Annotated in this window: 19 protein-coding genes and 1 pseudogene; 8 read left to right on the top strand and 12 right to left on the bottom strand. The window is 67.4% G+C overall.

Annotated features, from left to right (window positions below):
- Nucleotides 1-136: 136 nt before the first annotated feature.
- On the bottom strand, nt 137-958 hold the full coding sequence (locus tag QME70_03935) for an MBL fold metallo-hydrolase (protein ID MDI6893757.1): 822 nt from the start codon (nt 956-958) through the stop codon (nt 137-139).
- 331 nt (nt 959-1289) lie between these two features.
- Here QME70_03935 and QME70_03930 point away from each other — a divergent pair, with 331 nt between their 5' ends.
- Nucleotides 1290-1820 carry a GNAT family protein gene (locus QME70_03930; GenBank protein ID MDI6893756.1) on the top strand — a complete coding sequence of 177 codons (531 nt, stop codon included), beginning with the start codon at nt 1290-1292 and terminating at the stop codon, nt 1818-1820.
- A gap of 121 nt (nt 1821-1941) precedes the next feature.
- Here the strand turns inward: QME70_03930 and QME70_03925 are convergent, their stop codons facing one another.
- The gene (locus tag QME70_03925) at nt 1942-2646 is read right to left on the bottom strand and encodes a radical SAM protein (GenBank protein MDI6893755.1); all 705 of its coding nucleotides are present in this window, start codon (nt 2644-2646) and stop codon (nt 1942-1944) included.
- Nucleotides 2647-3435: 789 nt separating this feature from the next.
- Here QME70_03925 and QME70_03920 point away from each other — a divergent pair.
- The 4 genes from QME70_03920 to QME70_03905 all read left to right on the top strand — a co-directional run bounded on the left by QME70_03920 (nt 3436) and on the right by QME70_03905 (nt 5782).
- A complete protein-coding gene (locus tag QME70_03920; GenBank protein MDI6893754.1) occupies nt 3436-3723 on the top strand; it encodes a hypothetical protein in 288 nt (95 codons plus the stop codon).
- A gap of 250 nt (nt 3724-3973) precedes the next feature.
- Nucleotides 3974-4117 (top strand): six-cysteine ranthipeptide SCIFF, encoded by a 144-nt coding sequence (gene scfA, locus QME70_03915; protein ID MDI6893753.1) that lies wholly within the window; start codon nt 3974-3976, stop codon nt 4115-4117.
- 44 nt (nt 4118-4161) lie between these two features.
- Nucleotides 4162-4734 carry a hypothetical protein gene (locus tag QME70_03910; GenBank protein ID MDI6893752.1) on the top strand — a complete coding sequence of 191 codons (573 nt, stop codon included), beginning with the start codon at nt 4162-4164 and terminating at the stop codon, nt 4732-4734.
- Nucleotides 4724-5782, top strand: a complete 1059-nt coding sequence (locus QME70_03905; GenBank protein MDI6893751.1) for a hypothetical protein — start codon at nt 4724-4726, stop codon at nt 5780-5782. The genes QME70_03910 and QME70_03905 overlap by 11 nt, the downstream gene beginning before the upstream one ends.
- A 380-nt stretch (nt 5783-6162) precedes the next feature.
- Here the strand turns inward: QME70_03905 and QME70_03900 are convergent, their stop codons facing one another.
- From QME70_03900 to QME70_03865, 8 genes and pseudogenes are all read right to left on the bottom strand, one after another.
- Nucleotides 6163-7350, bottom strand: a complete 1188-nt coding sequence (locus QME70_03900; GenBank protein ID MDI6893750.1) for a GNAT family N-acetyltransferase — start codon at nt 7348-7350, stop codon at nt 6163-6165.
- A gap of 484 nt (nt 7351-7834) precedes the next feature.
- Nucleotides 7835-8542, bottom strand: a complete 708-nt coding sequence (locus QME70_03895) for an HAD family hydrolase (GenBank protein ID MDI6893749.1) — start codon at nt 8540-8542, stop codon at nt 7835-7837.
- A gap of 368 nt (nt 8543-8910) precedes the next feature.
- Complete coding sequence (locus QME70_03890) at nt 8911-9912, bottom strand: ferroxidase (GenBank protein MDI6893748.1); 1002 nt, start codon at nt 9910-9912, stop codon at nt 8911-8913.
- A gap of 20 nt (nt 9913-9932) precedes the next feature.
- Nucleotides 9933-11096 carry a multicopper oxidase domain-containing protein gene (locus QME70_03885; protein MDI6893747.1) on the bottom strand — a complete coding sequence of 388 codons (1164 nt, stop codon included), beginning with the start codon at nt 11094-11096 and terminating at the stop codon, nt 9933-9935.
- A 42-nt stretch (nt 11097-11138) separates the two neighbouring features.
- Nucleotides 11139-11516 (bottom strand): hypothetical protein, encoded by a 378-nt coding sequence (locus QME70_03880; GenBank protein MDI6893746.1) that lies wholly within the window; start codon nt 11514-11516, stop codon nt 11139-11141.
- Between the two features lie 262 nt (nt 11517-11778).
- Nucleotides 11779-12045, bottom strand: a pseudogene (locus QME70_03875) (multicopper oxidase domain-containing protein).
- A 156-nt stretch (nt 12046-12201) separates the two neighbouring features.
- On the bottom strand, nt 12202-16698 hold the full coding sequence (locus QME70_03870) for an IPT/TIG domain-containing protein (GenBank protein MDI6893745.1): 4497 nt from the start codon (nt 16696-16698) through the stop codon (nt 12202-12204).
- 76 nt (nt 16699-16774) lie between these two features.
- A complete protein-coding gene (locus QME70_03865) occupies nt 16775-18199 on the bottom strand; it encodes a stalk domain-containing protein (GenBank protein ID MDI6893744.1) in 1425 nt (474 codons plus the stop codon).
- 241 nt (nt 18200-18440) lie between these two features.
- Between QME70_03865 and QME70_03860 the strand changes: the two genes are divergently transcribed.
- Nucleotides 18441-19529 carry a zinc-binding dehydrogenase gene (locus tag QME70_03860; protein MDI6893743.1) on the top strand — a complete coding sequence of 363 codons (1089 nt, stop codon included), beginning with the start codon at nt 18441-18443 and terminating at the stop codon, nt 19527-19529.
- A 35-nt stretch (nt 19530-19564) separates the two neighbouring features.
- Here the strand turns inward: QME70_03860 and QME70_03855 are convergent, their stop codons facing one another.
- Nucleotides 19565-20140, bottom strand: coding sequence for a (deoxy)nucleoside triphosphate pyrophosphohydrolase (locus QME70_03855; GenBank protein ID MDI6893742.1), 576 nt, complete (start codon nt 20138-20140; stop codon nt 19565-19567).
- A 270-nt stretch (nt 20141-20410) separates the two neighbouring features.
- Between QME70_03855 and QME70_03850 the strand changes: the two genes are divergently transcribed.
- Complete coding sequence (locus tag QME70_03850; protein MDI6893741.1) at nt 20411-21310, top strand: DUF1028 domain-containing protein; 900 nt, start codon at nt 20411-20413, stop codon at nt 21308-21310.
- Nucleotides 21311-21371: 61 nt separating this feature from the next.
- Here QME70_03850 and QME70_03845 read toward each other — a convergent pair whose 3' ends face one another.
- Nucleotides 21372-22325 (bottom strand): ThiF family adenylyltransferase, encoded by a 954-nt coding sequence (locus QME70_03845; GenBank protein ID MDI6893740.1) that lies wholly within the window; start codon nt 22323-22325, stop codon nt 21372-21374.
- A gap of 500 nt (nt 22326-22825) precedes the next feature.
- Here QME70_03845 and QME70_03840 point away from each other — a divergent pair, with 500 nt between their 5' ends.
- Nucleotides 22826-23986 carry an aldo/keto reductase gene (locus QME70_03840; GenBank protein MDI6893739.1) on the top strand — a complete coding sequence of 387 codons (1161 nt, stop codon included), beginning with the start codon at nt 22826-22828 and terminating at the stop codon, nt 23984-23986.
- Nucleotides 23987-24043: the final 57 nt, after the last annotated feature.

Genomic DNA, 24043 nt, shown 5'->3' with positions numbered 1-24043 from the left:
CTATACGCCACGATGTCGGGGTGGACCGTGGACTATACGCCGCGATCCGCGCCCGACGGTGGACTATACGCCGCGATCGCGGGCCCACCGCGGACCCTACGCCCGATCGCAGTCCGGCGGGGGTGTCATTGAGTTTTCAGGAACGGTAGAAGCACCTCAGTAGAGAGTTGATGAGGTGGATCTTGCCGAAGTCGCCCCCGGTGAGGGAGTACAGGGTGCTCTCCTCGCCGAGCAGCGCCTGCCTTATCTCCTCCGGCTCCCTGCCCTGTGCCCTCAGGCGGCAGGCCTCGGTGGCCAGGTGCTCCCAAAACTCGACCTTGGCCGCCAGTGCGCGCCTGCCGTCTTCCACCACGCGGCCGGACCCGCAGAAGATGGTCTTGAACTCGTAGTCCAGCAGCCGGCGCAGGGAGGCCAGGATCTGGCCGGCGTCCTCGTCGCTGCGCATGATCTCGGCCCGTTCGGACAGGAACAGGTCGCCGCTGAACAGCCACCCCTCGTCCGGTTCCAGCAGGCAGATGTGGTCGTCGCTGTGGCCGGGTGTGTGGATGACCGCGTACCGGTGGCGCCCGACGGTCAGGTGGTCGGGGATGGCCGCGGCGGCGGAGGCCGGAGGCGAACCCCAGGCGAAGTGCTGGTAGGGAAGCAGGCGTGCGATCCATGACGTCGGATCGCTGATGCGCGGCACCGCCAGGGGGTGGGCGAGGGCGGGACCGGTGCCGAACTGCTGCTGCAGGATGGCGTTGTTGCCGATGTGGTCCTCGTGGTGGTGGGTATTGACGACGGTCCGGACGGGGCAGGGGGCGAGGGCGGCCGGTATCTCTTCTGCCACGTGAGCCGGGCCGGTATCGATCAAGAGCCCGTCGACATGGTAACAGGCCATGGTATAGACCGGCTTCCCTCCGAACAGGCGGCCCATAGTAAACTGGGTCACCGGCCCGAACTGGCTGGTGGTTATCATGATGCGCTCCCTCCTTGCGTGAGGTACCGGGAACCCCTGGAAACCGACGCGGGAACCGTGTGGCAACCGACGCGGCCGACGGAAGGGACGCCAGCCCCTGCTGGGCGGTACGAGGACTCCCTCACCGCGATTCATTCGGCGGAGGCCGGTCCCGTCCTTCCAGCGCGCGGTTAAGCGGGGTGAGAGGACGTCGGGTGAGGGAAGTGCCGTGAAGGGATGGGGCAGGGCGACGGAGAACAGGAGATGACATACCTCCGACAGGGGGGTCGGCGCCTCCTGGTCGGGGAGGCGGCTACACGGGGACATCGTGTGGGGGTGTAAGGCGTTGCTGATGGGAGAGAAGGTGGTGCTCAGGCCTCCCGAAATGGAGGATGTGGACACGCTACTGCGCTGGATCAACGACCGCGAGTTCGGCCGGTACCTGATGCCCCACTTCCCCTATTCGCGTTCCCAGGAGCGGGACTGGCTCGAGCGGGTTTCCCGCAGCGAGAGCGACCGCGTGCTCCTCATCCAGACGCGCGACGGCAGGCCCATCGGCGTCATGGGTCTGCACCGCATTGACCAGGTTCACCGGCAGGCCGAACTGGGGATCTTCATCGGCGAGAAGGAATGCTGGGGGCGAGGATATGGCAGCGACGCCATCCGTACCCTGCTGCGTTTCGCCTTCGACGAGATGAACTTCCACCGCATCTACCTGCGGGTGAACGCGGACAACGTGAGGGCCCAGCGCTGCTACGAGAAGTGCGGCTTCGTGCGGGAGGGCACCTTGCGGCAGGCCGTGTTCGCGGATGGGGGCTGGCGCGACCAGCACCTCATGGCCGTCCTGGCCGACGAATTCCGCCGGTGCTGTTCCACTTCATGATGAACTTCACCGGGGAGTTCTTCATGCACCCGATTGATCGCGAAAGACTACGCGCTGTTGTGGAGCACTCTGCGCCGCCGTGGTCGTGGCAGTACGGGGCCCCGAGAGACTTTCTCCCGGCTCATACGTTGGTTTCGAGGCCTATCTCTTCAGCTAAGGACCTGGCCAGCATCTCAAAGTCCGCCCAGTAGGCAATGGGGTGTCGGAGGTATTCCTCGAGATAGGGGAGGGCACCGGGGAACCGGTGCCTGTACGTGGCTTGAAGGAGCGCCACGCTTCTCGGATAGGGGTTCAGGCGGTCGAAGCTGACCGTGGAGATCCCGGCATCGCGGATGGCTGACAGGAGGCTTTGCAAGGATTCTCGGCTGTCTCCGACTCCCGGAAGGACCGGCGCCACAAACACCCACACCGGGATACCCTCTTGAACGAGATCTTTTGCGGCCTTCAGCCTTTCCGAAGGCAGAGAAGCGCCCGGTTCGAAGGCTTTGGCGATATCGTCGTCAAGAACGGTTATGATGAAGCCGACTGAAAGTCGAGTGCCCGGGGGGGCGCCAGGGCCGTCGTCACTCCCTCGGCCCCGGGAAGGCTCATCGTTTCCTGAGATCCATGTTCTGAAAAGGTCCACATCCCTTGTCACAAGGGCCGACTTGGTAAGAATTGAGACTCCGGCCCCCGGCAGTTCGCCCAGGATCTGGAGACACCGCCTGGTCAGACCCAGTTCCTGCTCGCAGGGCTGGTAGGGATCAGTCACGCTGCCGAGCATCACGTTTCCCACGGGAGTACGTTTGCGTAAAACCTCCTTGGAGAGTGCGTCGGGGATATTCATCTTGGCCTGGACCTTCGTTCCCCAGGCGTCCGAGACGGGTGAGAAACGCAGGACTACAGGGGCGTAGCAGTAAAGGCAGCCGTGCCGGCACCCGGTGTACGGGTTGAGGCAATACTTATGCCCCGGAATGCCCGTCCGGCTTAAGGCGGTCTTGCAGGTTACGGGTTGCACTCCCGGTGTAACTGTCGACCCCCCCGGTTTTACCTACTCTACTCGGGGGACGGTGTCAAGCACATGCGCGCGCCGAGTGCACATGCCTGCGCCGGGTTGGCGCCGCGGGCACCCACTTCTTTCCATTCGTCAACTATTCGGCAGGCCCGCTGGCCCTCGGTGGGGTGTCGCCCCATGGGCTGCGAGAGCACGAGGGGGATTTCCGGACACCGTCACACTGGGCTTGTTCCCCCACCATGACTTCGTTGACCCTGAAAGACCTCGTCAGGTCATCGATGTGGGAGAAGTCACCGATTTCCTAACAATGAGAGCATAGGGCGCTGGGCATGGACGCCCGACGAAGAGGCCCTTGCCTTCACTACCGGAACAGTGGTCCAAGGCGACGACATAACCCCAACCGGAAATCCGTACCTGGTCCATCAGGCAAGCGAACTGTGGATTTGGGAGGACCCCGTGCGAAATTCCAGGGTGGGCTCTGCAGGAAGGCCCCGGAAACTGGTCGATATCTCCGGCATAGTTGAGTCGCTGGAATGGGGTCCTTCCCGTGAATACGTGGACATTTGGTATCGCCTCCCCTGGGATGACCCTCGGCCGGAGCAAATGGGGGTCAGGGTATCCGTGGATGGCAAGGTCACCCCTCGGTCCCGACCGCGCCCCTACGGTCCGGCGCTGGACCGGGATCTCCTGATCGGGTCGCTGGGTGGAAAGGAATACTTCCAGCGGGCAGGAAAGGAGGGGTCCAGGATCTTTGCCAGGGACTCCCCCGGAAGGGAGACGGTGCTGCTGGAGGGCCAGTTCTGGGTGAGGGACGCGAGGATCGACCACGACACCCTGGTGATTGTGACGGAAACAAGCCGCCACGCGCTGGTCATCAACAGAAGCCGGCTCTATCTGATCGTACCTTGAAGCCTCCGACCGGGCGCGGGCGTCCCGTCGGACTCCTGCGTGTGCCGCCAGGCTGGCGCGGCGAGGGGCGCGGGGCTGGCGGCCCCAGCCGCCCGGGGCCGGGCCCTTGACTCGCCCGCCGGGCGGTGCTGTGATAATATGGTGCAGGCGCCGTTGGCGGCCAGACGGGAGGTGTCCGTTGAGGATGCGTACGGTGGAACCGGCTGACGTGGCGAATGGTGCGGAGGTCAGGACGTCGCACTTCGAGGTGGTGTTCTCCGCGGGCTGGCACCGCGAGGCGCGGCGCACCGACCTGTCGCGCGAGTGCCAGGAGTGCCAGACCTCGTGCCAATCGGCGTGCAAGACTTCCTGCACGGTGAGCAACCAGCCCTGCCCTCTGGATGATGCCCGTTAGCCGGCGAGGTGGCCGGTCTGGGAGCATCGCTAACAGTTGAGCACATGCTGGGCCTGGCCGTCCGCCTATCGACTGAACACAGCCTCCCCCTAGAGGTGCTGGACTTCGGGGGCGGGTTCGGCGTCCCCTATGAACCGACGATAGGTCTTGACCTCGTGGCCAAGGAGCGCATCCGGCGCTTTCTGACCCGCCTGAATCGGGAGCGGAAGGTGACCATCCTGCTCACCACCCACGACATCGCAGACATCGAGCGGCTCTGCGACCGCCTGATCCTGATAAACCACGGGCGCATCCTCTTCGACGGCAGCATCGATCACCTCCGGGGCCTGTCCCAGGAGAACATCCTGGTCTTCGAACTCTCCGACTTCGATCGCCCCCTGGCTATCTCGACCGGAACGGTCGTCCGCCGGGAAGGGGCCTGGATCACGGTCATGTACGACCCGAGACGTCACGACCTCAGCCAGGTGGTGGCCGAGGTGGCCAGCACTCACCACATCGTGAACGTCAAGGCAGAGCACGAGTCCATCGAGAGCATCATCCGGGAGATGTACGAGACGACCGAGGAAAGCCAGAAGGCGGGAAATCCGAGGGCGGGGAGGTCCTTCGATGCCGGATAGGGTGGAGCGGAAGGGCGGCCGAACCCGTAGCGCCGGTGGCACAGCCCGTGGCGGTGGCGACCCGGACCGCGGCGGCCGGGTTCTCGAGCTGCGCCCGATCCGGGAGGGCGAGATCCGCCCCATCCCGCCTTACAATCTCGTGGCCACGGCCTACAAGCCGTCCCACTTCCCCTCCCGCAACGTTCTCCTCGAGGACCACGTCTGGTACCAGGCTCTCGTCTACGAGAGGACGCCCTTGGGTGTGACCATGCGGGCAGAAGGCCCTGTCGACGACCCGTTGGTGAAGGTCACCGTCCATGCGGAGCGCGACCCAGGCCCCGACCTCGTCTCAAGGCTCCTCAAAGAGCTGGCCTACCGCTACGGAATGACTGCCGACCTCGCGCCGTTCTACGAGCGGTTCGCCGGAGACGATCTCCTCGGACCAGTCATCAGGCGCTGGCGCGGGATGCAGGTCTCTGCGAGCGGCTCGCTGTTCGAGTTCCTGGTCATCACGGTGGTCCTACAGAACGCCACTGTCCGGCGGACGGCGCAGATGATGGACAACCTTATCACCCATTACGGTTACCCGGTCGTCTTCGCCGGAAAGGAGATGGGAGCCCTGGGCGGTCCCGAGCTTCTCGACCATGCCACCGAGGACGACCTCCGCCGCCTGAAGCTAGGCTACCGGGCTCGGACCATCAGAAGACTGACGGATACCTTCGTCCGCGGAGGAATAGACGAGATAGAGCTCCGCAGCCTGGACACGGACGCTCTCCGCAAACGGCTCTTGTCGCTCCATGGTGTTGGCCCGGCCTCTGTGTGGTATCTCCTGTTCGAGGTCTTCCGCCGCTACGACGTCTTTCAGCATATCTCGCCCTGGGAGCAGAAGATTTTCTCCCGCCTCCTGTTCGGCGAGGAGCTCGTACCTGTTGACAGGATAGTGGAGTTCGTCACCCAGCGCTGGGCCGGCTGGCGAATGCTGGCCGTCCACTATCTGTTCGAGGACCTGTTCTGGCAGCGCCTCCAGGGCACCGGACCGGCGTGGCTGGATGAACTCATTCACCTGTAGAGAGAGGCTGTGCATCACCTCGGGGGCTTCGGGTGCCGTATCCGGGCTCTTCGCCTGGCTGGGCCGCGAGAGGCCCGGCCAGCTGGCCTGGTGCGCGTCGATCCCGGGGTAGCCTTTGCGGGCCTCGGCAATCATCGCGGGGGAGGCGTCGTAACCGGTGCCGGGGAAACCGTGCCGCCCGAGCCAGGCGACGTCCCGCCCGCTCCCGCAACCGATGTCCGCGGTCGGTTCACCCCGGCGGAAGAAACCCTCCATCAGCCCGTACAGTTCCCGCGGTTCGATGGCGCGGTAGCGTGCGCAGAACTCGGGTGCACGAGATTCGTAGACCAGGAGGGTCTGGGTGTCCATTCCTCCCACCTCATGCGCAGTCCGGTGGATTCTTACATGGGGCTGCCGGGCCTGAGCCGGCCCCAAACCAGGCGGTCGTCGTAGCGCCCGTCGCGGGCGGCGGCCATGCGGTCTCTGGCCTCGACGACGAAGCCGAGCCCCTGGAGCACGGGGAACAGCCACTCTTCGTCCGGGTACGTGTCCAGGCGCAGCCGGTAAAGCAGAAGCCAGCGATCCGCCAGGTCCAGTGCTGCCTCGAGCAGGGCCCGGGCGACCGGGCGGGCGGGAAAGCCCAGGCCCTCGGCCAGAGAGCTGCCGGGCGGTGGTACCAGCAGGGTGACCTGGGCGCTGTGGGCCATCCGTGGCGAGCGCTGGGGTGCCAGCCGGACCTCCCCGCAAAGCTCCCCGCGCAAGACGGCGACGAACACGTGCACAGGTACCCCGGGTGGGGTCCCCAGTTTCTCTGCGACGTCCTTCTCGTCGGGGGGCGGGTCCGGGACGAGCAGGCTGTTGCGGATGAGGCCGGGATCGCGGTACAGGCGCACCAGGCCGGCGGCGTCGGCGGGGTCCGGCGGTCTCACCTCGATCGCATCCGCGTCGCTGGCGGTGGCATCCCGTGCTGCTCCCCCGAGAGCGGGACCGCGCCTCTCCGGGGCAGCGCCGGCGCCCCGCCCGTGGGTAGCGGGCACCTGGTCGGCGGTCTCTTCCTCGCGGGCATCACCGGCGGTGGCAAGATCGGGACGGATTCGGGCCATGACCATGGCGTCCACGTAGGTTCCGTCCCGGATGGCCATGCGGGCGAGGCGGCCCTCCTCCCGGAACCCGAAGCGCCGGTACAGGCGCAGGGCTGGTTCGTTGTCGGGGTAAACCGCGAGTTGGGTGCGCACGACCTGCCACTCCCGGTCGGCCGCCTCCAGGGCAGCCTCCACGAGCCGGGTCCCGATGCCCCGCCCGTGGAAGGCGGGGTCTACGAACATCCCCAGGCCGGCCACATGCTCCTGGCGCCCCGTAAACCGCTGCAGGGAGATCATCCCCACGACGGCCTGCCGCGTCTCCTGTCCCGGACGTCCGCTGAGGTGGACCAGTTCGGCCACCAGGCTAATCCTGCTCTGGGGATCGGCCAGCCACCCGCTCATCCAGCCCACCTGCAGCGACGGCAGCTGCAGGGTTTGCCTCACCACCTCCGGCTGCCGCAGGATGCCGTGTATGCCGGCGAGATCCTCGCGCCGGAGCGGCCTCACGCAGACCTCCACGTGGCGCCCCATGCCCCCTCGCCCCCTTCGTCAGGCACAACGCGGCCAGCGCTTTCCCCTCGTCAGCCGAGGGGAACCCGGCCACCCTCGCCTATTCCGTGGGCACCGGCCCCGCGTCTTCTTTGACACATGGTAGAACACGGGAGGCGGAGGCGTCAACTTCTACCTCCGGTGAATCGCTTGGCTTCCCCGTGACTGCCCGCGAGTTGGACCGGTACCTCTGGCTGGCAGGCCAGTACAGGGCGTGGAGCGGCCTGCCACCATGGAGGAAGTCCTACAAGCAAGTGAACGCGGAGGTGCGCCGGTTGTTCGAAGCTGGCGCACACGAGGTCCGCGTGTTGCTCGAAGCCGTACTTGGACAGGCAGAGGGAAGGTAGCACCGGCCCGGAAGGGAGGCTCGTGTACCGCACCGTGTGGACCGCCCTCCTGGCGGCGGTAGTGGTCGCCCTTTACGGGCCCAGGAGGGTGGCCATCAGCCGGGGGAACTAGACAGCACGAGATCCACCAGCGCGGGGAAATCGTCCACGCAACAGTCCGCCTGCCGGGCGAAGGCGGCGAGTTCCTCCGGGGAACGTAACCCGTTCACTGCCACCCAGCGGCGCAGGAAGACGACGCACCCGAAACCGGCCCGCTTTGCCCCCGCCAGCTCGCCGTCGCCCCCGTCCCCGACGAAGGCCGCATCCGCTGCTGCCACACCAAGAGCCTCCAGGCACATGGCGAACGCCCGCGGGTCGGGCTTCTCCACCCCGGTGAAGCAGGAGAAGCAGGTCCGGTCCACCAGCGGGCGGAGGGGAGAGCGCGGCCACGCCGCGATTTCACGTGCGTCTATGTTGCTCAGGACGGCGATGCGCATCCCCCGGCCCCTGAGGTTCCGCAGGGCATCGAGTACCCCGGGGTCAGGTTCCAGGATGGCCATATCCTGGTACCTGCCCAGGTACTCCTCCGCTTCCTGGAGAGCCTGCTCAGACACGGGCAGGTCCTTGGACCGGGCGTATTCCCGGATGAGCGTCCGCACGGAGAGAGACGAATCGGTGTTCCGCCGGTGCCTGGTCAGGGCCCAGTAGTGCGTAAACTCGGCCCGGGGAAACCCCAGCAGGTCGGCGACGGCGTGTGACCGCACGAAGCCTGGAGGACGAAACTGTTCGGGATCCACCAGGGTGTGAAACAGGTCGAATACCACCGCGTTCAGGATTCCCGCCCCCCCATGGAACGGTGGCCGGCAAGCGGGCCCCTGAAAGCCTCGGGTCCTCCTGGGGTGCGCCAGCATGCGCAGGAGGCCGTCGCGGTACGGAGGTAGTGCATGACCGTCAGACGGCTGATACGTATTCTGTCGGCCACCTGCTCGGGTGTAAGGAGTGGTTCGACCAAGACGATCACCTCAACCGGTGGACCGCTTGGCCGGTGCCTCGTCACCAGGGAAAGCAAGGTCTGCTGGTACATTGCCCTAGTCTTTGCTATCTGTCAATAGCTCAAGATACAAGCGTAATGACCTGTGCGATGGCGGCAACCCGAGCCATTGATTATGCGGGTGGGCCGAGGCCGGGACCGCTAGGCGGTGACCGCTAGGCGGGTCATCATCCCGACCGGGAAGCTGCTCACGCTGACGATGCGGCGGTAGTCGCGGGCGCGCAGGTAGTGCTCCCCCGGGTGCCCTGGTCTGACGATGACATCGAGGCTCTGGCCCGCGCCCAGCGTCACGGCGGTCTTCTCGTAGGTGGCGTCAAGCGCGGGGGAGGCGAGGGGGAATCCGTCCTCGCCGACGACGCGTCCCGGCAGACCTCCCAAGGTAATGGTGTGGTTGAGGAAGCCCGCGTTGATCAGCCGGAGAAGTATGCGCCCGCGCGTCCTGGCCGCCACCGCCGACCCCAGAGGCTGGTGGGGCAGGGCGGGATCGTAGTCCGGGCGGTCGGTGTCCGGGTAGGAACGCCCGTTGATCACCCAGTAGTCGGGTGCGAAGTTGAGGATGTTGAATTCCGCCCCCGCAGCCACCCTGGCGTGCATGGCGGTATCCACCTCTCCCAGGACGAGCAGCTTCTCGATGTCGAAGCCCGTTCTCGTTTGGGCGCCGTAGGCCGTCCTGTAGTTGGGGCCGGACGGCCTCGCGAACCCCACCGGCCTTACCACGATCAGCCCGTAGAGACCCATCTGCACCTGGACTCCGGGGTTGGTGCCCGACTGGTACAGGTACACCCCGGGCTTGCTGGCCCGGAACCGGTACCTGATCCAGCCATCAGGTCCGGGGTCCAGGGTGTCGGTAAGGGAGACCATCCTGCCCGCCTGGTAGCGGGGGCTGACCGGTTTCCAGCGGGTGGCCGGCCGTCTGGTGAGGACCTGCGTCTGCCCGGGGAACATCAGGGAGACCGGCACGGGCAGCTCCGTGTTGCGCAGGGTTACCAGGATGACGTCGCCCACGGTGGCCGTGATCACGGGCCCGGGCAACACCGGCCGGGCCGAGGGAGAGGCGGCAAACCCCCAGAACGGCACGTGCGCCCCCGGCAGCTTCAGGAGACCTCTTCTCACCCACAGATCCTTCCTGACCAGGGCCGGCATGGTGGCTCTCCTTTCCGGCGCTAAGGCAGCGTTCCCACGGCGGGGCTCAGGGAGGGGTAGATGGCGATCATGCTCATCATGCCCCCGGGGAACTCGCCCCAGTTGGTTATCTTGTGTTCCTCGTGGGCGTGCAGCATGAAGTAGTACTCCCCGAACTCGTTGAAGGAGACGACCGCCACGGGGATGTCGCCCTTTTGCCCCAGGTAAGGGCTGCCGCTCCACAGGGTCCAGCCGGCATCCCCGACCCCGAGGTTCCTCCTGTTGGGCAGGACGGTGGGGATGGGGTTCTCGGGTGTGAATCCCAGGCCGGTCCACGAGAAAACCAGGTCCCAGGTTTGCCCGGCCCCCACCAGCACCGTGAACCTCCTGCCGGAGAGGTCGGTGCCGTCGTTCCTGAGCAACCTGCCGTCGGTGCCCACCACCCGGACGTGGTTGCCGTGGGGGTGCACGGGGTGGTTGTCGACGCCCGCCCCGGCAAGGCGGATGAGGATCTTTTCCCCGGGTAGCCCCATGACCATGGACCCGTACGGCTGGTGGGGAAGGTGGGGTACCCGGTCGGGCAGGATGGTGTCGGGGGCACAGCGCCCGTTCAGGGTCCAGTAGCGGGGCCGGAACCTCGGCACCAGGTACGGCCTGCCCTCCCCCACGGCGTTGTTCAGTTCGGGATCAATCTCACCGGTGATGAGGAGATACTCCCGGTCGAACTCGGTGTCGGTGCCGAAGCCATAGGCGGTCTTACGCGCGGGGTCGGCCGGGTCGTAGTCCGCGGGCCGGACGACCAGCGCCCCGTAGAGCCCCATGGGTACCTGCTTGTGCGGGTGGGTCCCGCTCTCGTAGAGGAACGTCCCCGGGCGCTCGGGCGTGAAGGTGTAGGAGATCACCCCGCGGTCCGGCGGGGCGTGATCGGCGAAGGAGACCAGGTTTCCCGCCGGATCGTACTGGGGCCGGGCCAGCCTGCCGCCCACCCAGACCGGCCACTGCCCGGGGAACACGATCGATACGGGTTCGAGGGGCAGGGTGTTCATGAGATTGACGGTTACCTGCTCGCCCTGCTGCACCACCATGTGGGGCCCGGGGACCTGGGCGGGGCCGTCGGGGCTGGCCGAGAAGCCCCAGAAGTATATGCTGTTGCCGTCGGGGGTGCTGAGGTACCCGTCTTTCACCCACAGGTCGATCGTCGCCATGGGACCACCTTCTTCTTCCGGCCGGTCCGGGCCCGGCTGCGCTCAGGGGCGGGCTCGCCGGGGTGAGATCCTCACTTCGGTGATCATCCCGCCGAAAGACGACCCGGCGTTGGTGTTCCTGTGGAAGTTGGTGCTGTAGAGCGGATAGACGCCGGGTTCGGGTGCCGTGATGATGGCGTCTGCGGTCTGGCCGGGAGCGAGGTACAGGGTGTTCCTCCGGCGGGACAGATCTTCCCCGTGCACTCCCAGCAGCTGTTGCGCGTCCTCGCCCACCACCTTGAGGGGGATGCCCAGTATCTGCACGGCATGCTGCTGGTACCCCAGATTCACGAAGCGCAGCAGGACCCGCTCCCCCGTTTGGGCGGAGATGAGGGCGGAGTATGGCTGCTCGGGCAGCTCGGCCGTTCCCGCGGGTTTCACCGTGTCCGGGTAGGCCCTCCCGTTCAGCAGCCAGTAGTTGGGGGCGGTACTCGGTCCAGTCGAACTGCTGCGCGTTTGCCACCAGGTGGTGGGGACGGCTGTCCATCTCGGTCAGGAAGACGAGGTACTCCCGATCGAACTCCGTGGCGGGATCGTTGTAGGCGAACTTCCTGCCCGCGTACCCGGGTCTCTTCTCGATGAGGGGCCGCACCACCAGCGGGCCCACCATGCCCATCTGGATGTGTTCCACCGGTTCGAAGTGGCAGTGGTACATGTAGGTCCCCGGATCCCGGGGGCGGTAATAGTGGACGAAATCCCTTCCCACCGGCACCGAGACGGACGCCTCGGGGACGCCGTCCCACAGGGGGATCTGGTTGGGGAAGCCGTGCCAGTGGATGGTGTGGGCGTCGTCCAGGTCGGGCCTCCCGGGCATGCCCAGGTTGGTCAGAGTGAGGTAGACCTCGTCTCCCTCGTGCACCTCGAGCAGAGGAGCCAGGAGCTGGGCCCGGCCCCTGAACTCGAATATCATGTTCTCCGGCACGCCGGTGATGTCGACGAAGCCGAAGATGTAGTGGGTGGTGCCGTCGGGCATGCTGATGGACCCGTCGGTCGCCCCGTACCGCTTGCTCACTGTGGCCACGGTATCACGCTCCCCGGTCGGCCGCCGCGCCCCGGACCGCGGGGGTCAGAGCTCGTCGGCACCGATGTCGTACCCGGCCCGCCGGGGCCGCAAGTCACCGTCGAAATCGCGGGCCGGAGCCTGGAAGAGCTCGAGCTGCCCGGCCACCACCCGGGTGACGCGCGGAGTCCCTCTGTCTATGGCGATGGTGGAGGCTGCCGTCAGGTGGTAATCCCCCTCCGCCTCGGGGATGGCCGTCACTATCCTCACGGTCTTGAAGTCGGCCTCCATGTTGAATGCCACCGCCGTGAGCCGGGTGTCGTACTCGCGCACGAACATGGGGTTGCCGACCCGGTTGTTGCTCCCTCCCGGATAGGGCCGGGAAAGGGTGCAGTACTGGGGTTCCAGGAACGCGGGCGCGCCGAAGACCTCCAGGTCAATGACGTTCACCGGCCGTGGGTCCCCGGGGGCACCGATTCCGGCGATGCCGCCCCGGCCCGCCTCGAGCGTCTGGTCGAACACGCCCGCCCGGTTGTCCCAGAAGATGTTGTTGAAGAGGACCGGGTTGCTGAATCCGGGATCGTCCGGGGGCAGGGTGGCCCGGAAAGCGTCGCTGTGGGTTTCGCTCACCAGCCCCGCCGCGTGGGGCCGGCCATCACTGTCCTCCGCCGTGGCGGTGGTGATGTTCTTGGCGATGGTGTTGTTGCAGATCACCACCATAGACGCATCGTCCAGGGCGATGCCCCCGCCCAGGTCGGTGGAGACGTTGTTGACGATGAAGTTGTTGTAGATGTTGATGCGGTAGTCTCTTGGCTGCAAGAGGCGGATGCCCCCTCCGTCGTCGTTGGCCACGTTGCCCGCGATGAGGTTGTTGTAGATGTCCACCCGGCCCGAACCCGCGCTGAGCACCTCGGGAGGTAGCGGCTGCTCCCCGCCCACGAACACGCCCGCCCCTTCGTCGAAAGAAGCGTTGAATAGGATGCAGTTGTGGTGGATGCTGCCGCCGTCGCTAAGGCCGAAGTGGGAGATGCCGCCCCCGTACTCGGCCGAGTAGTTCCCGCAGATCTCGTTGTGGTCGACCTCGTAGTACTCCGCCCCGTTGAAGATGCCGATGCCGCCGGCCAGGCTGATGCCGCCGTTGTTGACCACGCGGTTGTGGTGGATGCGGATGTGGCCGTTGTGGTTGTCGCCAGCGTACGCCTTCCCTATGGTGATGCCGCCTCCGAACCCGCCCCCGTTGCTGCGGATGACGTTGTTGCTGATGATGAGGTGCTGGCAGTGGGCGTTCACGTAGATCCCGCCCCCTTCTTCACCGCGCGCGCCCGTAATGGTGAAGCCGTCCACCTGGGGCGGGAAGGAAGAACTGAACGACCCGGCCTTAGCCACCACGGTGATGACCTGGCCCCGGCTGATCTCCTTGACCTGATCGGGTGGAACGAGCTCGGGACCGTCGAACTCGATGGATTGGAGTTTGGCGAGCCAGTCGTCCAGGTAGGAAAGGAAGAAGCGCCCGTCGATGACCGTATCGCCGGCCCCCATCCCCTGTAGCTTGACGTTCTTGCAGATGATAGGGCTCTCGTGGTAGGTGCCGGGCGCCACGATGATCAGGGTGCAGTCGGCGGCGGCGTCGATGGCGGACTGGACGGTGGGAAGGGCTGCGTCGGGGACGGTGATGATGGGGGGATGGTAACCGGCGTCCAGCACGTGCACGGTGATCCCGTTGGCGCAGGTCTGCCCGGCCGCGTTCGTGATCAGGAGCTGCTTCGGCCCTCCGGGGATGGCGGGCACCTCGAAGGTGACGGAGGTGTCCGCCCAGGTGGTGACGGGCATGGCCAGGCCGTCCAGCGTCACCACCCCGGGAGTCGCCCCGAAGCCCCGTCCGGTGACGGTGATCTGCCTGGGCCCGCCCGGCTCCACGTGCACCCTGTCCACGCGGAAGAGTTCCGGCCTTCCCGGGGGCACGTCACACCGCGGCGGCTGCGCGAACTGGACCGCCGGCCTGGCCACAAAGGCCGTGATGGGGAAGAGGGCCACGTCGGCGTACGTGGTCTTGCCCGGCCACACGTCGAAGACCATCTTGAGGGTCTGGTAGTTGGGGTTGTACCTGGCGTTGGGCCGGTCCGGGTCTCCGGGGTCGTTGCCGACGATCTGGTACATACCGGGCGCCACCCCCGAGGGGGTGGGGACGTTCCTGGTGTGGGTGGAGGGGAGCAGCACCTCGAAGATGCCGTTGATGTCCGAGTGGACGGTGGTGATGAGCCTCCCCCGGAAGTCCCGGATGCCGACGGGGGTGTCGGGGATGCCCCTCTTCTCGCCGTAATAGATGCGGTTGGGGTCGGTCTCGATGTTCACGTCGTCGAGCAGGAACCCCACGATCCTGCCCGGCACGGGGACGTCCGTGTAGATGAAGAAGTCGGCGGTGGCGTTCAGGTCGTCTCGGACGGTGACCACCTTCCGGGCGGGGTCGTAGTAGGGCGGGTGGGGGAGGGGAAGGTAGGGAGCGGGGGCCATGCGCAGCCGGGGTCGCGCCCGCACGGCGAGAGCGGTACCTGCAGGGGCAAACACGTCTCCCTCGCCGGTGTTCACCGCGTTCTCGTCCAGGACGCGGTATCCGGGAGGAGGCACCACCTCGACCACGTAGGTCCCCGGGGGGAGGGGGGCGAAGGCGTATGCCCCGTCGAACACCCCCGGCCTCACCTGGTTGGAGATGCCGGGCACCTCTATGCAGGGCACGGGGTTGCCCTCGGGGTCGCGGCAGCCGGTGGGGTGCTCCCAGGCATCGGTGGTCACGGAGGCGCGGAGCCGGCCCGGGGTGACGGCTCCCGTCATGTGGTCGACGGTGGCGTCGTAGAGGTTGACCCGCACCCCGGGCACGCCCGGCTCGTAGTCTTCAGCCACCGCGTACCTGGGGTCGATCTCGTTGCGCATGGTGGCGTAGTAAACCATCCCGCTGATGCCGCCGTTTTCTCCCCGGCCGTACGGCTTCTTGCCCCAGTCGATGCGGTTGGTCTTGGCGGCCCAGGTCAGCTCGGCCAGGGTGAGTGCCCCGGGATGCGTTTCCGGGCAGCGGACGTATCGCCCTTGGGGATCCGTGCAGCCGGTGGGTACCGGTACCGGTATGCCGGAGTCCGGGGTGGCGGTGGCGCCCGTGGCGGCCAGGCGGGTGAAGCCCACCTCCGCCACAGCGAACCTCTCTAGCTCGAACACTTCGTCGAGGGCGTAGTTGCCGCGCATGTCGCTGACGGTGCGGTACTGGACGCTCCCGTCCTTGAAGCGCGTCCCCGCCTCCACGTTGGGGATGCCGCCCTCACCCGGCTGGCGAGCCGCGTCGGCGTCGGGGTCGTGGAAGACGCTGCCCCTCAGGTAGCCGAACCACCGCGGGATGCCGATGTCGCCCATGTCCACCGTCTGGCCGGCCTCCACCTGCACGGTGCGGAAGGAGATGATGTGGTCGAGGGGTTCGTCCCAGATGGCCATCTGGTACACGCCGGGCGGGACGTTCCTGATGGTGAAGGTGCCGTCGGCGTCCCCGCGGCCGGTGTACACCTGGCGGTCGGTGCGCCCGATGTCGGTGAGGGCGATCCAGGGACGGTCCACCGCGTCCCCCAGGACGAGGGGCCGCACGGGAGGGACGAACTCGATGATGGTCCGCACCCTGCCCCTGATTTCTCCCGTCGTCCACGCCACGGGCGGGGGGAACTCCATGGGTCGCACGAAACCTATCCACACCAGGGGGGCCCTGAACCCCTCGCGGGGGCTGTAGCCGTCGTTTCCCTCCTCGATCCAGACGTCGATGACGTGGGTCCCCTCGATGGTGCTGGTCTGAATCCAGTCGGTCCCGTCAGGAGGGATGGCCTGCACCCCGTACTTACCAGGGGGGAGGTTTTCTATCACGGCTTCGCCGTTGGCGTCGGTGAGTATCCTGCCACCGGTGCCCGGGATGCGGACGGGGCTTCCCAGTTCGTCGAACAGGATATTGCCCTCGGCGTCAACCTCGTACCGCGTCCCCAGGGGGTTGCCGAAGTAGTCCACGGTGACTTCGCCGCCGGCGTCTTCGATAACGATACGAAAGCCTTCCAGTCCCGTCTCCAGCGGGGTGTCGTCCTCGCCGTTCACGGGGCTGTTGTCGTGGAACACCCGCACCCTGATCTTCGAGAGGGGGAGCGGGTGGGGGTGGAGCCAGGCTTCGGCCGTGACCGGGGAGCCGGCCACGGTGACCCAGGCTCCCCCCATCTTGTACCCCGGGGCGAGCACAGAGACGAGGTAGCTGCCGTCGGGGACGGTGACCGCGCCGGGAGAGCCGGGGGAGGCTTCCCCCGCGGCCACCACGGGGCTGTGGCTGGCAGCCGGCTTCAGCGACGGGAAGCGGGCGGGGTCCCGCTGCTCCTCGGGCAGGTCGGCCTGGGGATCACCCACGTTGTTCTCGCTGACGATGAACTTGAACTCGGGTATGAGTGCGCCCGTGGTGATGTCCCTGGTCACCACTGTGATGGTCCCGCCCGCGCTGGTGCCAGCAGCCGAGCGGTCCTCCCCGGTGCGGCCCCGCCCGCCCCTGCCCCCCATGGCCGTGCCTCCCCAGCCACACAGCCGTCATGGGCTTCAGAACTTGATACATAGTACGCAGAACGGGCGGCGGGGGTCAGTATGGTAGCGGCAGGACCGTCGTGAGACGGATTCCCAGCGGGAAGGCTGGATCCTCTGCGTTGGTTTCCCGGGAGCCATCCTCGTAGAAGGCGGTGTTGCCGCCCCAGTACCAGCCAAAGCGGCTCTTCACCACCGCGATGGCGAGTTGCTTTACCCGCGATTCCCTCGGCGCTGCAATAGCTGTATCCGAAGTCACGTACAGCGCGAGAAGGTCCTTGTATGCCTCTCTTATCGTGTACCGGCCGGAACCGGCCAGGGGCAGGTCCACCTTGAGGATCCCGTCACTCCCCAGCGTCACCGTCACCGACCGGCCACCTGCTAGCTTCCACGCCTCGCTCTCGGTCCTGCCGGGAGGGAAAACGGTCAGGGTACCGGAGAAACCCTCGGGCACATCCAGTTCCAGCCGGACGCCCGAACCCTGCAATGCCGCCTGGGCCTCCGCTCGGAGTGCCTCACGGAAATCGTCCGGGAAGGCCTGCACGTCCAGCCCGAAGGCGCTGCGGAAGGCGTCCTCATGCGTCTTACCCTCGCGCAGGCTGGAAAGGTAAGCGAAAAGGCCATCCAGATGGGAGTGCGCCACCAGCCAATCCACCGCCAAAAGCGCCTGGTCGTGGACCGGGTAAACCCCGAGGTGGTCATCCCACTGCTCGTCGGTTGCAGGCAGGTCTTCGAGGGTCCCCGAGAGGGCATGGGAGAGAACCTCCTGCCGGGCCGAGTCCCACAGCACGCTTCCCCTGGGCGAAGACGGGGTGTACCCCGTGGCTTCCCGCGCTATGTACTCGGCGATCCCTTCGTTCAGCCAGCGCGGCATGGCACCCTGCAGGCCGTGCCTCCGGAAGAGCACGTGCACGAACTCGTGGGCCACCGTAAGATCAAGAGTGGAGCCTTCTTCCGCCAGAACCTCCGCGTGGTCGTAGGCGCACCCCGCCGCGTACTTCGCGAGCTTGGCGGCCCGATCCTCGGCCACCCCCAGCCCGGTTAGGTGCCGGTACCACGCCTGGCGATCACCGAAGACCCATGTGAAAGGTATCTCGCCAGCCTCACCCAGGCTGGCCTCGATGCTGTCCCAGCCCTTGGCAGCGGCCTCCTGAACCCTCTTCACCGGTTCCACACCGGCGCTCTCGTCGGCGATCACAGGCGCCTCACCGACGCATACCGCCTTCAGAGTGCCGTCCCACCAGACTTTCTGACCGAGAGCCTCTGCAACGGCACGCAGGGGAACCAGGGTCCGGTCGTCGAGCACGATCGCCGGTACGTCACCCCCGACCGGGTGGCCGTTGACGTAGAGGTCTACCGTGGGAAAGCCCCGATAAGTAGCAGCACCAGCGTGGGCGGGTGAGGTCAGAGTGAAACAGAGCCAGAACGCGATGAGCAGAGTAGCCGTGCCCCGCTGGAACCATCCCACTCTCCGTTCAACCATGGCGATCTCCTCCCTTATGAGAGTGATCGGCGAGTGCGGGTTGCCTCCGTCAGGTGCTGGGCGAGTGGCCCGCTACCGGTGTCCGTCCCGATCCTACCACGCCGTGCCATTTCCCGTTGCGCCCATGGTCAGCAGGACGGCGGGCGGCCCGGCACGAAGATGGGGATATGCCGTCGGGCGTACCGGGCGGAGAGCGGAGGGAGTGACGGGATTGAGCGGGCAAGAGGTGCGGGCAGCGGTGATGACGGGGCCGGAGAAACCCGTCGAGGTGCGCGGGTTCCCTCCGCCCCACCTCGAGCCGGGCGGCGTCCTGCTCAGAACGGTGTACAGCGAGGTGTGCGGGACTGACGTGCACCTCTACCACGGACAGCTGGCAGGGGTTCCCTATCCCATAATCCCGGGTCACGTGAGCGTGGGCATGGTGGAAGAGGTCGCCCCGCCGGCCGCGGGCCAGGAGGTGCTCACGCCGCGGGGGCAGCCGGTGCGCAGGGGTGATCTGGTCACCTTTCTCGACGTCCACGAGACCTGCGGGCGGTGCTGGACCTGCCTGGTGGCGAAGGCGGCCACGCGGTGCCCCCAGAGACGGGTGTACGGTATCACGTACTCGGCCACGGAGGGACTCCTGGGGGGATGGAGTGAGAAGATCTATCTCAAGCCGGGCGTCCTCATCATGCACCTCCCGGAGGACCTCAGCCCGGAGAAGTTCATCGCGGGGGGATGCGGCCTGCCCACGGGATTCCACGCCGTGGAGCGAGCGGGCATCCGCCTGGGCGACACCGTGGTGGTGCAGGGGCCGGGGCCCGTGGGCCTGAGCGCCTGCTTCTTTGCCCGGCTGGCGGGTGCCCGGCGGGTCATCGTGATCGGTGCACCCAGGCTGCGGCTGGAAATGGCACTGTCCCTCGGCGCCGACGAAGCCGTTGACCTGGAGGAGTATCCGTCGCCGGAGGCGCGCGTCGGCCGGATCCGCCAGCTGACGGCGGGTAAAGGCGCCGATGTTACGATCGAGGCGTCCGGTGTCCCCGGGGCAGTGGCGGAAGGCATGCGCATGACCCGGGACGCGGGCACCTACGTCGTGGTGGGCCAGTACACCGACAACGGCCCGGTCGAGGTCAACCCCCATCTGGACATCAACCGCAAGCACCTGGACATCCGCGGGTGCTGGGGGACCGAGTTCACCCACCTGTACCGGGCCACTGACCTGCTGGCGACCAGGGGACGCGGGGTCCCCTACGAGAAGGCGATTTCCCGGTTCTACCCGCTGGAGGAGTGCCAGCAGGCCCTGCTCGACGTCGAAAGCCTGCGGGTCATCAAGGCCGTCATCAAGCCCTGACGGCGGCACTCGTCGAGCCCTAAGCATGCACGTCGTCAAGCCCTAAGCATGGCACGGGGCGATGCCTGTTCTTCGCGGATGCCGCTGCGGCGCCGTTGCTCCCCGCAAGCGGGAGCCGCGCCGGTGCGCTGCAGCTTCTCAACGATGGGGAGGTCCGCGGGAGCGAAGCCATAGCGGTGCAGGTCGGGGATCTTCACCCACCGGGACGGTACCCGTCCCGGGCGGGACCTCGTCTGATTGTGCCCGCAGTCTTCGGGCAGGTGAGAGGCGCAGTCTTCGGGCGGGCAGGCGTGGCCTTCGGGGAGGAGGCAGGTGTACCCGAGGAGCAGGACCGGCCCGCTGGGGTACTCGTGGTAGACCACCGCGAAGATGTCCCCGACCTCTACCTCCAGGCCTAGCTCCTCCCGGAGTTCCCTGGCCAGGCATGCCTCGGGGCTTTCCCCGGGTTCGAGCTTGCCTCCGGGGAACTCCCACTGGCCTGCCAGCGGTCCCGATTCCCGGCGAGCGATGAGGACGGCGTCATCTTTGCGGATGACGCCCGCCGTGACGATCAGCGGATACCCCCGCAGGATGTTCCTGCCCTCGTACGTGTTCGCAACGGTTTTCGCCACCGCTGATCCCCCGCCCCCGGTGCCGGCCTGCGCGCCTATTCTACCACGCGGCGGCCGTCTCGTTCTCAGATCGACGGCGTGCGAATTGGCTGGCTGCTGACAGCCGGGTGGCAGCGCGTCAGGCGGCTGGCTCGTCACCCCCCAGGGAGCGGCTCGAAGGAAAGCGGGTGTGCGCCAGAGAAACCGGATGCCGGGGCCCGGGTCGGACTCAGGCAGCGGGAGCCCGGGTAGGGAGCTGCGGGGGAGACCGAACAAAGGGGGGCGCGGCGCATGAGGCCGAGTACGTTTTCCATAGTGGCGTATGACCCTGACAGGCAGGAATGGGGGGTGGCGGTGGCCTCCAAGTTCCTGGCCGCGGGGGCCGTGGTGATGCACGCCCGCGCCGGGGTGGGGGCGGTGGCCACCCAGGCGCACGCCAACGTCAGTTACGGTCCCCGGGGCCTGGAGTTGATGGCGGCGGGCATCCCCGCCCCGGACGCGGTGCGGCAACTCACCGCGGCGGACGAGGAGCGTCACCTGCGCCAGGTGGGGCTGGTTGACGCCGCCGGCCGCAGCGCCACCTTCACCGGGGAGGGCTGCCTGTCCTGGGCGGGGGGCATCGCAGGGGAAGGTTTCACCTGCCAGGGCAACATCCTGGCCGGCGAGCAGGTAGTGCGGGGCATGGCGGATACCTTCCTCGCCACCCGTGGCTCCCTGGCCCGGCGCCTGCACGCGGCCCTCCTGGCGGGCGACCGGGCGGGAGGGGACCGGCGGGGCAGGCAGTCGGCGGGCATCCTGGTGGTGCGCGCGGGAGGGGGATACGGCGGCCTCAGCGACCGCTACATGGACCTGCGCGTGGACGACCACCCCGACCCGGTGGTGGAGCTGGGCCGCCTCATCGATTTGCACGATCTCTACTTCCTGCCACCGGCCCCCGAGGACATCCTGCCGCTGGACGAGGCCCTGATCAAGGAGATCCAGGAGGGACTGAGGGGACTCGGCTACTGGGCGGGTGCGACGGACGGCCGCTGGTCGCCGGAACTGGAAGCGGCACTGTCCACTTATGAAGGCGTGGAGAACCTGGAGGAGAGGCACCGCCCCGGACCCGAGATCGACCGCAAGGTGCTCTCTTTGCTCCGGGGCCAGATCGCCCACCTGCGGGGCCGGACGGGCTCCTGCGTACGGGATTAGGCCGCGCGGCTGCGGGCCCGTCCGTGCGAGATTGGAGCGCGCGGCTGCGGGGCCGCGAAGATCATGGCTGCGGCGCGGATTGACTCCCCGTGCGGGGCGCCGGCTTTTTCCGGCGCCGCCACCAGGCGGCCGACATGCGCGCCAATCCAAAGGGAACACTGATCGCGTGGCCGGTGGCCACGTCGTATGTGAACACATGCCCTGCCGCCGACGCATCCCCCAACAGGACCCGCAGGGCCACTCCCGCTTCCCAGGCTGCCACGATCAGGGGCACGGGGGGCGCAACCCCCGCCGCCAGGATTTCGTCCCCGGTGGGGAGGTCCGCGTCTTCGTAGAAGTGCTCCAGACCGGGGCGGTCGGGCATGATGAGCGTGACGCGGCCCTGCCACCCGCTTACGGCGGCGTGCACCAGGGGCAGGCCCAGCTCGCGGCAGCCGCGCTGCAGGATCAGGCGGTCTCGCCCGCTGTCCAGGCAGTCCACCACCACCCGGTTCCGCTTCGTTGCTCCAAATGGCTCTTCCAGCAGGCTGCGGGCGGTCTCCGGCGTGAGCGCCTGCCGCCTGGCCACCACGCGCGTGTGGGGGTTGACGTCCCGGATGCGTTCGCCGGCCACTTCGGCCTTCGACCTCCCGATGGTGGAGGAGCTGGCCAGCAGCTGCCGGTTGAGGTTGGATTCCTCAAAGACGTCCCGGTCCACCAGCACCAGGGTGCCCACTCCGGCTCGGGCCAGCGTCTCCGCCACCAGCCCACCGGCACCTCCGAGCCCGATCACCGTGGCCTGCGCGTCCAGGAGGCGCAGCTGGCCCTCTGCGCCCATGACCCCCATATTCCGCAGGAACCGGGCGGGCACCGTGCCGGCGGCCAGGCCCAGGCAGATGAGTTCCCTGACCGGGATACCCCACTCCCCGGCCACCGCCTCCAGGTCGGCTTCCCCCACCACCAACCACCGGCCCTCCCGGCGACCTCGCCCCTGCAGGGCCGCCACCGCTCCCCCGGCGCTCCCGTGCTGCTGCATCCCACACCCCCCACGTTGCCTGTTCGTCGTGTCGAAACCCACTCCTCTCTGCCGGGTCCGCCGGACGGCAGGCTGTTCCGCGGGCGGGGCTGCAGGCGGCTCAGGCGCGGGCCGGCGTGCCGTCGGGCCGGTAGTACCGGCGGGGCAGCCCGAGGGCGACATTGACCACTGAATTGCTGGCACCCTCTGATGGGTGAGAAAGGGCAGTTCACCTGGGCGCGGGTTAATGGGAGGATGGAGGTTGCTGCACCGTGACGTTCCTTCCTGTCGGCCTTCTGGCGCATGTGGTAGCGGATCTGCCGGCAGGTAATGCGGGCGCCCAGGCCGAAACGTAGTGCGTGCGGCCGGAGCGCGCCGGGCGGCCGGGCGCCATGGGCGTGCCGGGTAGGCGTGCGGGGTGTCCTGCCTGGTAGCTGTGCCGGATCCGGGCGACGGGAGGGCGGGGTCGGCCGACGGGGTCGTCGTTGGCTCCGCAGATGAGTCATCACGGGGGGCGGAAAATGCTGCGCAGGAAGTTCGGGTCACAGGGCTTCGAGGTTTCTATCCTGGGTTTTGGCATGATGCGGCTTCCGGTCGTCGATGACGACCCGGCGAAGATAGATGAAGAAAAGACGGCGGAAATGGTGAGCTATGCCGTGGAACACGGCGTCGACTACATCGACACCGCCTACAGCTATCACCGCGAACAGAGCGAGGTGGTCGTCGGCCGCCTACTGGGGGGCGGGTACCGGGAGCGCGTGAAGCTGGCCACCAAGTGCCCTACCTGGCTGGTCAAGTCCCACGAGGACTTCGACCGGTACCTCGACATCCAGCTCGAGCGGCTGCAGACGGACCACGTCGACGTGTACCTGATGCACGGCCTCACCGTAGAACGGTGGAAGACGCTGGTGAAGGCCGACGTGTTCCGGTTCTTCGAGCGCGCCCGGGCCGACGGCCGCGTCCAGCACGCGGGCTTCTCCTTCCACGACAGCCTGGAGGTCTTCAAGGCCATCGTGGACGCCTACCCGTGGGATCTCTGCCAGATCCAGTTCAACTACATGGACGAGCACTTCCAGGCCGGGATCGAAGGTCTCGGTTATGCCGGCGGGAAAGGCCTGGCCGTGGTGGTCATGGAGCCCCTGCGCGGCGGGAGTCTCACGAAGAACGTCCCGCCCGAGGTGCAGGCCATCTGGGATCGCGCCCCCGTGAAGCGCACGCCGGCTGAATGGGGGCTGCGCTGGGTGTGGAATCATCCGCAGGTGACCGTGGTGCTGAGCGGCATGAGTACCATGGAGCAGCTGGCAGAGAACATTCGCACCGCCGGGACGGCCCTGCCCAACTCCCTCACCGGGGAGGAACTGGCCCTGGTGGAGGAGGTCAGGGCCGCCTACCGCCGGCGCACGAAGGTCGACTGTACCCACTGTGGCTACTGCACTCCGTGCCCGCAGGGGATCTCCATCCCGGACCTGTTCGGGCTGTACAACGACGCGTCCGTGTATGGTTCTCTCGGGGAGCTGGCCAGGCACTGCGACCGGGTCAAGGAGCGCCTGGGGGACCCCGCCAGTTGCGCGGAGTGCGGGCAGTGCGAGTCGGCCTGTCCCCAGGGTCTCCCCATACCGCAGTACCTCAAGGAGATGGTCGCCGCCCTCACCGCCCTCGCCGGCCCCACGCCCGGCGCCTGAGCGCCCTTGCCGCCCTCGCCCGCCCTGCCCGCAGCACATAGCCGCCCTCGCCGCCCG

The organism is Bacillota bacterium, from assembly GCA_030019365.1.
Taxonomy (GTDB): domain Bacteria; phylum Bacillota; class Sulfobacillia; order JACIYH01; family JACIYH01; genus JACIYH01.
This window is presented reverse-complemented; position numbering and strand designations above follow the sequence as displayed.

Bases quoted from the DNA above. Each gene is read 5' to 3' on its own strand.
- QME70_03885 (MDI6893747.1), bottom strand. From the start codon at position 11,096: ATGGCGACGATCGACCTGTGGGTGAAAGACGGGTACCTCAGCACCCCC.
- QME70_03905 (MDI6893751.1), top strand. From the start codon at position 4,724: ATGCCGGATAGGGTGGAGCGGAAGGGCGGCCGAACCCGTAGCGCCGGT.
- QME70_03930 (MDI6893756.1), top strand. From the start codon at position 1,290: ATGGGAGAGAAGGTGGTGCTCAGGCCTCCCGAAATGGAGGATGTGGAC.
- QME70_03860 (MDI6893743.1), top strand. From the start codon at position 18,441: ATGACGGGGCCGGAGAAACCCGTCGAGGTGCGCGGGTTCCCTCCGCCC.
- QME70_03935 (MDI6893757.1), bottom strand. From the start codon at position 958: ATGATAACCACCAGCCAGTTCGGGCCGGTGACCCAGTTTACTATGGGC.
- QME70_03865 (MDI6893744.1), bottom strand. From the start codon at position 18,199: ATGGTTGAACGGAGAGTGGGATGGTTCCAGCGGGGCACGGCTACTCTG.
- QME70_03845 (MDI6893740.1), bottom strand. From the start codon at position 22,325: ATGCAGCAGCACGGGAGCGCCGGGGGAGCGGTGGCGGCCCTGCAGGGG.
- QME70_03840 (MDI6893739.1), top strand. From the start codon at position 22,826: ATGCTGCGCAGGAAGTTCGGGTCACAGGGCTTCGAGGTTTCTATCCTG.
- QME70_03925 (MDI6893755.1), bottom strand. From the start codon at position 2,646: ATGAATATCCCCGACGCACTCTCCAAGGAGGTTTTACGCAAACGTACT.
- QME70_03870 (MDI6893745.1), bottom strand. From the start codon at position 16,698: ATGGGGGGCAGGGGCGGGCGGGGCCGCACCGGGGAGGACCGCTCGGCT.
- QME70_03890 (MDI6893748.1), bottom strand. From the start codon at position 9,912: ATGCCGGCCCTGGTCAGGAAGGATCTGTGGGTGAGAAGAGGTCTCCTG.
- QME70_03910 (MDI6893752.1), top strand. From the start codon at position 4,162: ATGCTGGGCCTGGCCGTCCGCCTATCGACTGAACACAGCCTCCCCCTA.
- QME70_03850 (MDI6893741.1), top strand. From the start codon at position 20,411: ATGAGGCCGAGTACGTTTTCCATAGTGGCGTATGACCCTGACAGGCAG.